Consider the following 12,749-nt stretch of genomic DNA (forward strand, 5'->3'; position numbering starts at 1 on the left):
AACCCAACGCCTGCATGGGTTACGCTACCGCTAACCCATCCTACAAATAATTGTGCCTCCCTACTTATCAGGTGTGAGTTATCAGTTTACTGTTTACTGTTTGCTGTGGGACAAAGAGAGGCTAATTGGCAGGAAAAACAAGCGGGATTTCTCGCTTTACAAACCGCCCGGCCGTGGTAAATAATACTAATAGAAAAAGTTTCCCAATCTGGTTGAGGTAGTAAAGCCATTAAATCCCGTTCAATTTTCACTGGATCGTTATTAGTAGTTAAACCCAAACGATTACTTAAGCGCTTAACGTGGGTATCTACTGTCACCCCCTCAATAATCCCGTAAGCGTGAGCGAGTACCACATTAGCCGTTTTTCTAGCTACCCCGGGTAAAGTTAATAATTCCTCCATTGTCTTGGGTACTTCCCCCTGAAAATCCTTGAGGATTTTTTGACAAGCACCCTGAATATTTTTAGCTTTATTGCGATAGAATCCCGTGGAACGAATGAAAGTTTCTAACTCCTCTCGCTCGGCAAAAGCTAAGGATTTGGCATCGGGAAAACGAGCGAATAAAGCAGGAGTCACCTTATTTACCCGCTCATCAGTGCATTGTGCCGAGAGAATAACTGCCACCAATAACTGCACGGGAGTTTGATAATTTAAGCTACAGGTTGCCTCTGGATATAATTGCTTTAAGTTGCTTAAAATCTCTAGGGCGCGCAGTTGAACTTCAGTTTTTTTTCGAGAGGCCATCACTGGAATAAATCCTGAAAAACTGCTAGGTTAGCCGTGTCGCGCACGATTAAGAAAACTCCCAATCCTAAGAGTAAAACTAGACCTGTTTGCATGATGTTATCTTGCAGTTTAGTTGGGAGAGGTTTACCTACCAAAGCCTCGATTAATAAAAATACTAATTGACCACCATCAAGAGCAGGTAAAGGCAGAATATTAATCACCGCTAAGTTAATACTAATTAGGGCGGCAAATTGAAAAAGATTCCCCGCATCATTACGAGCGATCGCTGCTCCGTATTCGACAATTTTAACCGGTCCTGCTACCTGTTGAACACTGTCTTTAAAGTTACTAACTAACTGCCCAAAACCTTGAACGGTTAATAGGGTTAATCGTTGAAATTCACCCGTACCCAAGCTAAAAGCTTGCCCAAAATTATCGGCTTTCAGGCGAGTTTCTTCACCGTTAGGAGCCAATCTAACCCCAATTTTACCCTGACCATCACTTCCCAATTCAGGAGTAACGATTAAATTGAGAGTTTCTGTCGGGCGTTTGATGGTTAATTTTAGGGGTTGATCGGGGGAAGATTGAATAATGTCACGGAAGTCAATAATGGCATTTTGAGAAGCACCAAGGGGCTGATCATTGATAGCGAGAACGATATCCCCTGCTTGTATTCCCGCTTGTTTAGCGACAGAATTTTCAGCCGTGAAAACCTCAGGAATAATTACCCCTTCTTGATAGTTAATTTGGGAAAAACCCACCGTAGCGACTTGGGTAACAAGCAAAAAATAGGCAAAAATTAAATTAGCAATTACTCCCGCACTAATGACGATAGCTCGATCAAAAACAGGACGATTGCGTAATAAATCAGGATCGTTATTGGGAATTTGACTATCGGGATCGTCATCAGGAAAACCAACGTAACCCCCTAAAGGAATGGCGCGGAGGGCGTATTCTGTTTCTTTGCCTTGATATTTAGCTAAAGCTGGACCAAAACCGATGGAGAAGCGATTAACATGGATAGATTGCCAACGAGCAGCGGCAAAATGACCTAATTCGTGAACGACAATTAATAGGGCAAGTACACCGATCGCTATTAAAACTGACATGATGATCAAAATATAATGACTTAGCTTTTGTTTATTGTAAGCGATCCTCCCCAACAGATTGCAAAAAATCTTGAGTTATCGCTAATTTTTCGATTATTTAAGTAGGTAGGCGTTAAAAATTATCAGATGCCCCCCTTATTAAGGGGGGATTAAGGGGGGACTAAGGGGGGATCGGCACCCCCCTTATCAAGGGGGGCAGGGGGGATCGAACCTAAAATCCATTTTTAATTTAATTATAACCAGCTACTTATGCTAAAAGTGATCTTAACTGCCTAATCTGACCCGAAGGAGAGCGATCGATGCCTTTGAGTGAGCGCGCCCAGCAATTAATCCCAAAAGCAAAAATCATCAGTTTCGCTGATTGGCCCTATCAGCAAGCAGCGATCGCTATTTGGCAACAAGCGGATGAGCAAACTTGCTATCTCAGTGATAGCGATTTAGATACTATCGTCAATTTAGAGCCTGATTTACTTGTTTCTAGTCAACAAGCTCGAAAACTGCGGGATAATGCTACTTTTATCGTTGATAACGATCGGGCAATGATTTCGGGGTTAGAAGCCTTAAAACAATACAGCTTAGAGTATTTTAGCAACTCAGAAAAAAACGCAATTACTCCCTATTTCGATCACTTAATTACGGTTATGAAAAAGTTTTAAAACCTAGGCATTTAATCTGTGTTAAAATAGTGAGGCCAACAGTTAAAAATGCCGCTCACCGAGGTTAAAACTCCGTTGAAACTCTCAAATCATCAGCGCAAGTAAACCTCTTGGGACCACCAAAAACCTCGATCGAGTACCTAGCGGATCGAGGCAGTTTATAAAAGTAAGGGAGATTAAACCTCTTGCATAATTAATTTTTGAGGGTTCAAAAACGGCACAAATAAGGATTAAATTGCATAAAATCTGTAAATAGACCATTTAATTGATTATTATTCATTTTTAATTGTCCTGGCTACTGACTCCTAACCCTAACAACAATTTTTGATTTTTACAAGAGGTCTATTCTATGGATGCCAAAGCGAAATTACTGGAATTGATCGCTGGTAGAAATCGCGGACTCCTGGCCACGGAAAGCGACCGCGTGCGGATTTTAGCGGCGATCGAACAATTGGAGGATCACAATCCCCATCCCCATCCCCTCGAAGTTAAACAACTATTAGGGGGCAATTGGCGTTTGCTATTCACCAGCAGCCGCAACATTCTGGGAATAGATCGCCTACCTTTTTTTCAATTAGGGCAAATTTATCAATATCTCGACCTGAACAAGGCCAAACTCTACAATATCGCCGAAATTATCGGCCTAGCTTGGCTAGAAGGGGTAGTAATCGTCTCCGCTACCTTTGAACCCACATCCGAGCGTCGGATAATGGTCAAATTTGAGCGATCGATCCTCGGTCTGCAACGTCTTCTCAATTATCATTCTCCCCAAGAATTTATCGATGCGATCGAGAGTGGCCAAAAATTCCCTCCCCTCGATTTTTCTGTCAATAATCGCCAACAAACAGGTTGGCTCGATATCACCTATCTCGATGAAGATCTCCGCGTCGGCCGCGGCAGCGAAGGCAGCGTCTTTATTCTCGCTAAGGAAAAAACCTAACTTCAGAGCCGTCAGGAGTCAGGCTTGTATCAGTGATCAGTTATCAGTGATCAGTGATCAGTTATCAGTGATCAGATGTGAGTTTTCAGTTCACTAATTAGGGCTTACTGTTTACTGTTCACTGAAAATACTCCCCACACCCGACACCGGACACCCCACTTGCTCCCCCAGATGAATGCCCCGATCGGTTAGAATCAAAATATGGGAAAAAAATTATTTATTTTCGGGAACCTTTACTGACTTCTCCCGTCCTCAAGCTCTGAGTGAGGAGTTTATATCCTTAGAGGAAATCCCATGAGTCAATCGATTCCAGCATCTTGGTCACTTGAGTCCAAACAGTCTCAAAACCCCGTGTCCCCTGACAAACTCTCCAACTACGATCTAATTGCACGCTGTCAGGAAGGGTGTCAGCCAGATCGAGCAGCTTTTGCGGAACTGCTGCGGCGCTATCAAGCTCATATTGATAAATTACTCTATCATTTGGCTCCCGATTGGCAAGATCGCGCTGATTTGGCTCAAGAGGTCTGGATTCGCGTCTATCGCAATATTAACCGTCTCCATGAACCCCTCAAGTTTCGCGGTTGGTTAAGTCGCATTGCTACTAATCTTTTTTACGACGAATTGCGGAAACGCAAGCGGGTTAATCACCCCATTTCTCTCGATGCTCCCCGGCGCGTGGAAGATGGCGAAATCGATTGGGATATCGAGTCCGATTACCCCAGTCCCGATGAACATCTCACCACCCACGAATTCTACGATCAATTGCAGGCGGCGATCGCTGGTTTACCAGAAGCTTTTCGGACAACTATTATTCTGCGAGAAATTGAAGGCATGGCCTACGAAGAAATTGCCGAGATGACGGGAGTTTCTTTAGGAACTGTTAAATCTCGCATTGCTCGCGCTCGCGCTAAATTACAATCTGTTTTACAGCCCTATTTTACAGAAGGCTAAAGAATATTGTGGTGATTCGGCACTAACGGCCGAAGTGAGGAGTCGTTAAATTTAACTAGCTCCGTGCTGGTGAAAAGTGATTGCATACCGATCGCTTCTGGTCGAGGTCAACCATGAATAATTATCAACCCGAAGATGTTCAATGGATAAAGTCTTTGTTACGTCACGATGACAGCGATTCCGACTCCGCAGCCGAGGATATTTTATTCTTAGATGAGGATAACGAAGAAGCTCATCGTTTCGATTTAATTAGCGCCTATATTGATAACGAAGTAACGGTAGAGGAAAGGAAGCTAGTTCAGCATTGGTTAGACCATGATGCTGCCGCTAAAAAACTCTATCAGCAGCTCTTGGGATTACAAACTAATTTAAAGCAAATTCCCGTACCGGCTACTATGGCCAGCGACCGATTAGCAGAACAGGTGTTCAGAAAAGTCGATGGTCAGCGTCGTCGGCAATATTATGTTTATGGTGGCGCAATTTTAACGGCTATGGCGATCGCTGTTGGCTCCTACTTCGTCTCGGGACGCAATGCTCCCCTCTCCCAAATGGCGAGCAGTCCGAGCAGTATTAGCCAAGAGGGAGACCATTTGATGATTGCTCTTAACCATCCAATTATGGAGATTCCCACAACGGAACAGCCAAAAGAGAATGGCCAAAGGTAAGGTCTATGGAGATAAATGCCAGCATTCTCGTGCGATCGCCCAATCTTCCGCCGTAGCAATTACCATCACTCGTACTTTAGATGTGTCGGTGGCGATATCCTCATCCTGGGGACGAGCGGCATTTTTAGCCAAATCTAACTCTAAACCCAAAAAAGACCAGCCTTGACTGGCTTTTTCCCGTACTAAAGCTGAATTTTCGCCGATTCCTGCCGTAAATACCAAGACATCTAACCCCTCTAGAGAAGCGATCATCGATCCGATTAAACTTTTCAGGCGATGAATATACATCTCAAATGCTAATTTTGCCCTCTCGTTCCCTTCGGCCATCGCCGTGGTAATTGCCCGCATATCCCCAGAAATACCCGAAATTCCCTTTAAACCCGATTCTTTATTGAGTAAGCTATTTAAACTATCGGGATTATATTGATATTCTCGCTCTAGATAAATCAGAATCCCTGGATCGATCGAACCGCTGCGGGTTCCCATCATCAATCCCTCTAGGGGAGTAAATCCCATAGTAGTATCGATACTTTTACCCCCCTTGACTGCCGATAGGGAAGCGCCATTGCCTAGATGACAGATGACCATTTTCAAGGATTCTAGGGGTTTTCCTAACAATTCGGCGGCCCGTTGGGAGCAGTATTGATGACTGGTGCCATGAAAACCATAGCGACGGATTCCCAGTTCACTCCATTGGTAGGGAATGGGATAAAGAGAAGACTCAGGAGGGATAGAACGATGAAAAGCGGTGTCAAACACTGCTACTTGAGGAACATCGCCTAAAACTTGCTCGATCGCTTCAATTCCTTCTAAATGAGCGGGATTATGGCTAGGAGCAAGGGGAATCAGCTTTTTAATCGTTTCTTTGACTTGGGGAGTGATCATAGTTGCCTGGGAATATTCCGTGCCACCATGGACAACTCGATGACCGACGATACTAATGTCGGCGAAATTAGCCAGTACCTTAGTTTCGCCAGTGACTAAGGTATCTAACATCCGAGCAATTGCCGCCGGACGATCCTGACTAGAAAGATTAATTTCCTGTTTAATTCCCTTGGCTTTTACCGTTAAAACCCCGTAATCAGGGTTAACCGTCCAATCGATCCCCGCTGCCCAAATTGGTTGGGGAGGATGGGAGGGGAAAAAATCTAAATCGTATAAACAACTTTTTTGACTGCTCGATCCCGCATTTAAGACCAGAATTTTCATAAAAAAGCTCAATTAGGAAGTGGGCTATGCCGATCATAATCAAACTCAGGTTAAGCCTAGATAAAATCGCTGACTTTTCGGGTTTTTCTTCAAGAAAATTTTATCCGGCTGTCATCACCCATGCTTGACTCGGGCAATATTACAAAACTTTATCAAAAAAAAGTCAAAATAGAGCCTCTAGGGTTATAAAATACAAGAATGCCCCTTGTGAAATTGATCCAAGAAGCTACCTCTGATGCAAGTTAAGGCCTTTACATTGGATTTAGAGCTAGTTCTCGTCCTTTTCACCAGTGGAATGTCAACATCGCACCACGAATCTCTAGAACGGATTTTTTGCGTATTCTAGATAACCGTGATTACTAGAGGATTTCTTAAGTATGTCAGAGGTTACTGCCGTTACAGATGCCACCTTTAAAGACGAAGTTTTAGATAGTGCCGACCCTGTCCTAGTGGATTTCTGGGCTCCTTGGTGCGGCCCTTGTCGAATGGTGGCTCCCGTTGTCGAGGAAATTGCCAAACAGTTCGAAGGGGAAGTCAAGGTGGTGAAACTCAACACCGACGAAAACCCCAATATCGCTAGTCAGTACGGGATTCGCAGTATTCCTACTCTGATGATCTTCAAAGGAGGTCAAAAAGTCGATATGGTGGTCGGGGCTGTACCTAAAACCACTTTAGCCAATACCTTAAATAAATACCTGGAATCTGATGATCCGCAAAAGGGGTCAAAAAGTTGATCTGGTGGTTGGGGCTGCACCGAAAACTACTTTAGCTAATACCCTAAATAAGCATTTGGGGGTTGACTAGGTTTTCTGGTAACGCATACCGGGTAACTGAGTCACTAAACCCATTAATTCTAATTCCAATAATATCCCCGCCACTTCTGAGGTGGGGATTTGCATTTTTTCAACAATAATGTCAAACAACAGGGGATCTCGGTTAAATAACTGATACACTTGTGCTAGTCTAGGTTCTAGATTGACTGGAGGAGCAGCATTAACGACCGGGGATGTCTCTGGAGGGAGTGAAGGGGAGGGATTCACTGGTGCGGATTGGTTCGTGGTGGGAATTGCCCCCAACATTTCTAATAATTTCTCCTCAGAAACGATAATTTCTGCTCCCTGATGAATGAGTTGTAAACAACCCCTAGCGGCGGCAATATCGGGAGAATTGGGTAAAGCATAGATATCGCCGCCAAATTCGTTAGCATAACTGGCCGTAATCAGGGAGCCTGACCTTTCGGGGGCCTCGATAACAATCGTGGCGCGACTTAAACCGGCGATAATGCGATTACGACTGGGAAAATGGGCTTTATTCGGCTGCGTTGCCGCAGGATGTTCACTAATGACTAAACCCTGCTTTTGGATGTCCGCCTGTAGCTGCCGATGACGACTAGGATAAACCACATCGACCCCTGTTCCCAAGACGGCTATCGTTCTTCCCCCTGCTTTTAAACAGCTTTGGTGTGCCTCGCCATCAATTCCTTCGGCCATGCCAGAAACAATAGTAAATCCCTGTTGGGCCAAAAGGGTACTTAAGCGCCGCGCCCAGCGCCGGCCGTGATCCGTGGGGTTACGAGTACCCACAATGGCGACGGTGGGGATATTTCCCTGATTTTCCTCTAAATTGACCTTTCCTTGATAGTAAAGTAAGGGGGGAGGACTGGGAATTTCCCAGAGAAAGCGGGGATATTCTGGGTCGCTAGGAGTCCAAAAAAGGGGGTTTTTCTGGATATGTTCGGCGAAAAGAGCTTCTGGGTCAATTTGCGATCGCCCTTCCCGTACCGCTGCCATTGACTTTTTGCCGAATCCTGCCACTTCTGCGATCGCAGTATCGGTGGCATTCCAGGCCACAGCGACACTGCCGAAATGCTGATAGAGTCGTTTCAGGGAAATTGCCCCAACTCCAGCAATACTTGACCATGCTAACCAATAAACGCGCTCGTCTGTCAATTTAAAAAGCTCCTCAAACCAAGTAATATTTTCAGTCGGTTAAAACTGACTGCGGCCAGATGACCTTAATTTATTTTAATCTTGCCGGAATACTTTCCATTAGTTGTTGAGGTATTGTTGAGCCTCGTCCATGTCTTTCACTTTTTTAACAGGTGAATAAGTTGTTCTTGATCTTCTGGGGTAAGTTGTTCGGTTGCTTCTAGTATTTCTGCAAAAGTGGCTTGAGTCATGGTTTTAGTTGGTTATAGTGGTCTTTGGAGCCAATTGTAGCAGTAACAGTAGAATATGTTAGCATAGCGTAACGGATAATAATATGAAAATGTATAAAATGTTTCACATTAAAAGGCACGTTAGGTAACGTATCCTAAAAGATCGGTGGTTGCGTTTTTTCAAGAAAAATGCTATGATATCTAGAAGTAGAGTAAATGAGTTATTATGTCATCTTTAGTGCTTAAACAGCATATTGAAGTAACACCTGGTGTTTGTGGCGATAAACCTCGTATTGCTGGACATCGGATTAAGGTACAAGACATTGTTATTTGGCATGAAAGAATGGCGATGTGTCCTGATGAAATTGTTTATAATTATCCAACGATTACTTTAGCTGATGTTTATGCAGCTTTAGCTTATTACCATGAGCATCGAGAAGAAATTCGCCAAGATATTGAATCCAGCGAAAATTTTGCTAAACAGTTACAAGGGGATAAACCTTCATTGGTCGAAAAACTTTTAAAGGGAAATAATGGCCAATAAGCTTAAGTTTAACCTAGATGAAAGCGTCTCTAATGCGATCACTAAAGGTTTAAGAATGCGAGGGATTGATGTTACAACTTCTCCAGAAAAAGGACTGATGGGGTCTTCCGATGAGGAACAATTAGCATATGCTTTATCGCAAGGCCGAGTCATTTTTACTTTTGATGATGATTTTCTGGTTTTGTCTTCAATGGGATTAGAGCATTGGGGGATTATTTATTCACATCAACGTCAATCTATTGGCAAAATTATTAGTGATTTAGTTTTAATTTGGGAATGTTTAGAGCCTGATTATATGTATAAAAATGTTGAGTTTTTATAAAAATCATAATTCAGAAAAAAAGGTACGTTGGGTAACGCAATTTACAAGCAGGAGAATCGGACATGGTAGTTATTTTTAGGTGACAGAGAAGGGAGAAGAAAATAGATTACCTTATCAATCCGAGAAACGCGATATATAACCTCCTGTGGAACAAAAAAGCAATGAAGAAAAGACATTTTCATCATATCATCTAAACCCGATGGGTTCTGTCAGGTAGGGGATAGAAGATTTAACTATGTCTATAGAGTTATTGGGGTTTAGTTTTACTAGGAATCAGAATTAATGACCAGTAGGTGACAGCCTCTGGATCGATTTCGGTAATCGGAATAATTTGCTGATTGGGTAGGGTTGCTCGTTCGATGTAGAGGGCGCGTTCTAATAATCCTAATTCCTGGAGAATATCACGAACTTTAGCGAAATGTCTGCCTAATTTAATAATCGCTGCTGCATCGATAAATGCTAGGCGATCCCGCAATATTTCCGCCTCTAAAGTAGCGGGCATGATACTAAATACGTCATTTCGATAAGTGATAGGTACACCCAGCATTGCTGCACTTGCCATCACTGAAGAAATACCAGGTACAACTTCAATGGAAAAGCGATCGCACAAGCGATTAAAGATATACATAAATGTGCCATACAACATCGGATCGCCCACACATAAAACCGCCACATCTCGACCTAAGTTTAACTGTTCGGCGATATTTTCGGCGGCAATATCATAATGAGGTTGAGAACTGCGCTCGACACTAAAAGGTAAAGGCATGGGAATTTCTATCTGCTCGGGACGGATAAAATCCGAGACAATTGCCCGTGCCAAAACTTTGCCACTTTCTAAGGTAGGATAAGCAATTACTGGAACAGTTGTGAGAATCCGGTGTGCTTTTAGCGTCAACAATTCGGGATCACCGGGACCGATTCCTAATCCATAAAGTTTGCCTAATTTATTCATAATTCGTTCTCTTTTGCTAAAGCATTGACTGCTGCTGCTGCGATTGCGCTGCCTCCCCTACGTCCGTGCAGGGTAATAAATGGCACGCCACGACTATTAGTTGCTAATTCTATTTTCGACTCTGCCGCTCCTACAAATCCCACGGGAAAGCCCAAGATCAAAGCCGGTTTATCTACATTTTGATCGAGCAATTCTAGTAGGTGAAAAAGTGCGGTTGGTGCATTACCAATGGCTACCACTGCTCCAGCTAAATGAGGTCGCCAAAGTTCTAAAGCGGCAGCGGACCGGGTATTATTAATTTGCCGTGCTAACTGGGTTACTTCTGGATGATTGAGGGTACAAATAATCGGATTATTTTTAGGTAAACGGGCTTTGGTAATGCCATTAGCGACCATTTGAGAATCACAGAGAATTGCTGCACCCCCAGCGAGGGCATTTCGTCCGATTTTAACCGCGTCTGGTGATGCTTCTAAATCTTCTGTTATGTCTGTCATCCCGCAGGAATGAATTAGACGAACTGCCACATGAGCTAAATCATCGGGGAGATTTTTCCAGTTAGTTTCAGCCCGAATAATAGCAAAAGATTTGCGGTAAATTTCTTCACCATTCTTAATGTATTCCATTCTATTCATCTAAATTTTTCGATTTTTGGGAGCTTAAAATTTGGGCTATGAGCGGGGTAATCTTGGTAAATTCTCCCTCAAATATGGGTGTTTCTAATAATTTTTGACTATCACCCATATAGACTTGATAAGCTTCCATTATTTGGCCATTTTCCTCGATGGTAGTTCCTAAAAGGGTAATTTCGGCTGGACTCGGTTGAGCGCAGGATTTAGCACAACCTGTCAAGTGAATATTAACAGGAGAATTGCAGGTTAAGTGTTCCTGCAAATAATCTGCCAGGAGAGAAGCATGAATTTGAGTTGCAGTGGCTGCTGCTGCACAACCCGGTTTACCGCTACAGGCAACTATCCCCGCATCCCATCCAAGAGAAGCGGATAATCCTAGTGATGCCAGTTTTGGCAACAATTCTGACACTTTTTCATCGGGAATATCGGGTAATATAACAGTCTGCCAAGGGGTTAATCGTAACTGACCACTGCCAAAAGTTTCTGATAGTGCCGCTAATCCCCATAGTTGATTAGCCGTCAATTGTCCTAATCTTAATGATAGGCCAATATAAGACAATCCGGGTTGCTTTTGAGGATGAATTCCCAGATGAAAATAGGGTTGAGTAGAATGGGCAGTTTGCTGGCATTCTTGCCGTTGTATTATGCTGGTAGAAGTCCGATGTAATTGGGAGTTAACTTGTTCGAGATATTTTGTCAATCCCCAATCTTTGAGTAGGTGTTTCATCCGCGGTTTTTTCCCCTTGATGTTAGGGGTTTGTTGAACATAATCGAGATAAACCGTTACTAAAGCTTTGACCACAGCTAAACAGTTTTCTGGCTCAATTAATAAGTCCGTTTCATATAACTGTTTATCTCCTGCAAGTGCTAATCGAAAGCAAACAATAGAAGTTAAATTTGTCGGATTATTGAGGGCAATTGCTGATAGATGAATCTCGTTATAGCGGTGTTGCCAGGCCATAGTTGAACCAGTGCCAATTCCCACTGCACCACCGCCATCGATCCCGATACTAAATTTAGGACTTAGTTGGGCAATTGATGGATAATTTTGGATAAAATTATCTAATTCTTGGACTAATGGACGAGTATCGATCAATTCTTGGCAGTCAATTCCAGCCGTGGGACTGGACATTATATTACGCAGATGATCGATACTGGGATTATGGGCAGCTAACCCTAATTTTTGCAGGGTTTGAAATTCTTCTAAACTGGGGGATTTTTGCAGTCCGCGAATTTGCAGATTTGCCCGATTGGTAACTTGTATTGTACTCTGCCATTGTTCGAGCCAAGTGGCGATCGCTTTTCCCTGTGGAGAATTGAGCCATCCACCGGGGGTGCGGAGACGAATTAAAAACCCATCCTGGGCAGCAGTTCCATAAAATAAACCGGGACAAGCATTTGCTTTAACTAACCAATTCACCGTTGTTTGTTCTCCATGCGACGCAGAGAAGTAGTTAGAAAATTAGTTGTCTATACTACCGATCAAAAGCTTGTAATTGGTATTCTGACTCGCAAGGAAAAAGGGAAGATGTACTCTTTTTACTTTTTACCTGATTACAGCTGCGGCACAGTACCAGAATCGCACTGGACTTTCCCAAAGACAAGTTTAAGGATTATACCACGTTTTTGGTTGAAACTCAGTATCGTTAAGAATCACTACATTTTCACCCTTTTGTGCCAAGACAAATAAACCTTGACGATAAGCATATTTATCCGCTCCTTCTTCGATTTCAATGCCTGCTACTGCCCCATATAATTGTTTGTGGTTATATTCAGGGAAAAATTGCCTAAATTCTGTTAGATTCTTGATTAATTCTTTGACATCATCTACACTTAAACTACTTTTGACTTCCACTACTAGCACATGATTTTCATTAGTTACTAACACA

14 protein-coding genes, 1 pseudogene and 1 riboswitch are annotated in these 12,749 nt (G+C 43.0%); of the genes and pseudogenes, 7 read left to right on the forward strand and 8 right to left on the reverse strand.

Translation table 11 applies throughout. From position 1 onward, the window contains the following. Positions 1-86 precede the first annotated feature (86 nt). The gene (nth, locus tag IM515_RS10040; RefSeq protein WP_287628743.1) at positions 87-743 is read right to left on the reverse strand and encodes an endonuclease III; all 657 of its coding nucleotides are present in this window, start codon (positions 741-743) and stop codon (positions 87-89) included. Then, on the reverse strand, positions 743-1,834 hold the full coding sequence (gene rseP / locus IM515_RS10045; RefSeq protein ID WP_287628745.1) for an RIP metalloprotease RseP: 1,092 nt from the start codon (positions 1,832-1,834) through the stop codon (positions 743-745). Before rseP ends, nth begins: the two co-directional genes overlap by 1 nt. Before the next feature lie 299 nt (positions 1,835-2,133). Here rseP and IM515_RS10050 point away from each other — a divergent pair, with 299 nt between their 5' ends. The 4 genes from IM515_RS10050 to IM515_RS10065 all read left to right on the forward strand — a co-directional run bounded on the left by IM515_RS10050 (position 2,134) and on the right by IM515_RS10065 (position 5,046). Then, complete coding sequence (locus IM515_RS10050; RefSeq protein ID WP_287628747.1) at positions 2,134-2,490, forward strand: globin family protein; 357 nt, start codon at positions 2,134-2,136, stop codon at positions 2,488-2,490. A 349-nt stretch (positions 2,491-2,839) separates the two neighbouring features. Continuing rightward, entirely contained in the window at positions 2,840-3,430 is a 591-nt protein-coding gene (locus IM515_RS10055) for a PAP/fibrillin family protein (protein WP_287628748.1), read from the forward strand. Between the two features lie 294 nt (positions 3,431-3,724). Beyond that, positions 3,725-4,381 carry a sigma-70 family RNA polymerase sigma factor gene (locus tag IM515_RS10060; protein ID WP_002765828.1) on the forward strand — a complete coding sequence of 219 codons (657 nt, stop codon included), beginning with the start codon at positions 3,725-3,727 and terminating at the stop codon, positions 4,379-4,381. 113 nt (positions 4,382-4,494) lie between these two features. After that, positions 4,495-5,046 carry an anti-sigma factor family protein gene (locus tag IM515_RS10065; protein WP_287628749.1) on the forward strand — a complete coding sequence of 184 codons (552 nt, stop codon included), beginning with the start codon at positions 4,495-4,497 and terminating at the stop codon, positions 5,044-5,046. Between the two features lie 3 nt (positions 5,047-5,049). Here the strand turns inward: IM515_RS10065 and IM515_RS10070 are convergent, their stop codons facing one another. After that, complete coding sequence (locus IM515_RS10070) at positions 5,050-6,255, reverse strand: acetate kinase (protein WP_002765823.1); 1,206 nt, start codon at positions 6,253-6,255, stop codon at positions 5,050-5,052. 377 nt (positions 6,256-6,632) lie between these two features. Between IM515_RS10070 and trxA the strand changes: the two genes are divergently transcribed. Continuing rightward, a complete protein-coding gene (trxA, locus tag IM515_RS10075) occupies positions 6,633-6,989 on the forward strand; it encodes a thioredoxin (protein WP_002765822.1) in 357 nt (118 codons plus the stop codon). 66 nt (positions 6,990-7,055) lie between these two features. On the opposite strand, the gene dprA is transcribed toward trxA, so the two are convergent. Then, entirely contained in the window at positions 7,056-8,204 is a 1,149-nt protein-coding gene (gene dprA / locus IM515_RS10085; protein WP_287628750.1) for a DNA-processing protein DprA, read from the reverse strand. A gap of 435 nt (positions 8,205-8,639) precedes the next feature. Between dprA and IM515_RS10090 the strand changes: the two genes are divergently transcribed. Further along, on the forward strand, positions 8,640-8,957 hold the full coding sequence (locus IM515_RS10090; protein WP_002788280.1) for a DUF433 domain-containing protein: 318 nt from the start codon (positions 8,640-8,642) through the stop codon (positions 8,955-8,957). Beyond that, complete coding sequence (locus IM515_RS10095) at positions 8,947-9,279, forward strand: DUF5615 family PIN-like protein (protein WP_002765819.1); 333 nt, start codon at positions 8,947-8,949, stop codon at positions 9,277-9,279. Before IM515_RS10090 ends, IM515_RS10095 begins: the two co-directional genes overlap by 11 nt. A 247-nt stretch (positions 9,280-9,526) precedes the next feature. On the opposite strand, the gene cobI is transcribed toward IM515_RS10095, so the two are convergent. The 4 genes and pseudogenes from cobI to IM515_RS10115 all read right to left on the reverse strand — a co-directional run. Continuing rightward, entirely contained in the window at positions 9,527-10,231 is a 705-nt protein-coding gene (gene cobI, locus IM515_RS10100; RefSeq protein WP_002788284.1) for a precorrin-2 C(20)-methyltransferase, read from the reverse strand. After that, a complete protein-coding gene (locus IM515_RS10105) occupies positions 10,228-10,854 on the reverse strand; it encodes a precorrin-8X methylmutase (protein WP_287628753.1) in 627 nt (208 codons plus the stop codon). The genes cobI and IM515_RS10105 overlap by 4 nt, the downstream gene beginning before the upstream one ends. Before the next feature lies 1 nt (position 10,855). Continuing rightward, entirely contained in the window at positions 10,856-12,280 is a 1,425-nt protein-coding gene (gene cobG, locus IM515_RS10110) for a precorrin-3B synthase (RefSeq protein ID WP_287628755.1), read from the reverse strand. Positions 12,281-12,337: 57 nt separating this feature from the next. Beyond that, a riboswitch (cobalamin riboswitch) is annotated at positions 12,338-12,496 on the reverse strand. Then, positions 12,467-12,749, reverse strand: a pseudogene (locus IM515_RS10115) (DUF3782 domain-containing protein); the annotation flags it as partial. (Overlaps the previous riboswitch by 30 nt.)

This window comes from Microcystis sp. M44BS1 (assembly GCF_020244875.1).
Classification (GTDB): Bacteria; Cyanobacteriota; Cyanobacteriia; order Cyanobacteriales; family Microcystaceae; genus Microcystis; species Microcystis panniformis.

Bases quoted from the DNA above. Each gene is read 5' to 3' on its own strand.
- nth (WP_287628743.1), bottom strand. From the start codon at position 743: ATGGCCTCTCGAAAAAAAACTGAAGTTCAACTGCGCGCCCTAGAGATT.
- rseP (WP_287628745.1), bottom strand. From the start codon at position 1,834: ATGTCAGTTTTAATAGCGATCGGTGTACTTGCCCTATTAATTGTCGTT.
- IM515_RS10050 (WP_287628747.1), top strand. From the start codon at position 2,134: ATGCCTTTGAGTGAGCGCGCCCAGCAATTAATCCCAAAAGCAAAAATC.
- IM515_RS10055 (WP_287628748.1), top strand. From the start codon at position 2,840: ATGGATGCCAAAGCGAAATTACTGGAATTGATCGCTGGTAGAAATCGC.
- IM515_RS10060 (WP_002765828.1), top strand. From the start codon at position 3,725: ATGAGTCAATCGATTCCAGCATCTTGGTCACTTGAGTCCAAACAGTCT.
- IM515_RS10065 (WP_287628749.1), top strand. From the start codon at position 4,495: ATGAATAATTATCAACCCGAAGATGTTCAATGGATAAAGTCTTTGTTA.
- IM515_RS10070 (WP_002765823.1), bottom strand. From the start codon at position 6,255: ATGAAAATTCTGGTCTTAAATGCGGGATCGAGCAGTCAAAAAAGTTGT.
- trxA (WP_002765822.1), top strand. From the start codon at position 6,633: ATGTCAGAGGTTACTGCCGTTACAGATGCCACCTTTAAAGACGAAGTT.
- IM515_RS10090 (WP_002788280.1), top strand. From the start codon at position 8,640: ATGTCATCTTTAGTGCTTAAACAGCATATTGAAGTAACACCTGGTGTT.
- IM515_RS10095 (WP_002765819.1), top strand. From the start codon at position 8,947: ATGGCCAATAAGCTTAAGTTTAACCTAGATGAAAGCGTCTCTAATGCG.
- cobI (WP_002788284.1), bottom strand. From the start codon at position 10,231: ATGAATAAATTAGGCAAACTTTATGGATTAGGAATCGGTCCCGGTGAT.
- IM515_RS10105 (WP_287628753.1), bottom strand. From the start codon at position 10,854: ATGGAATACATTAAGAATGGTGAAGAAATTTACCGCAAATCTTTTGCT.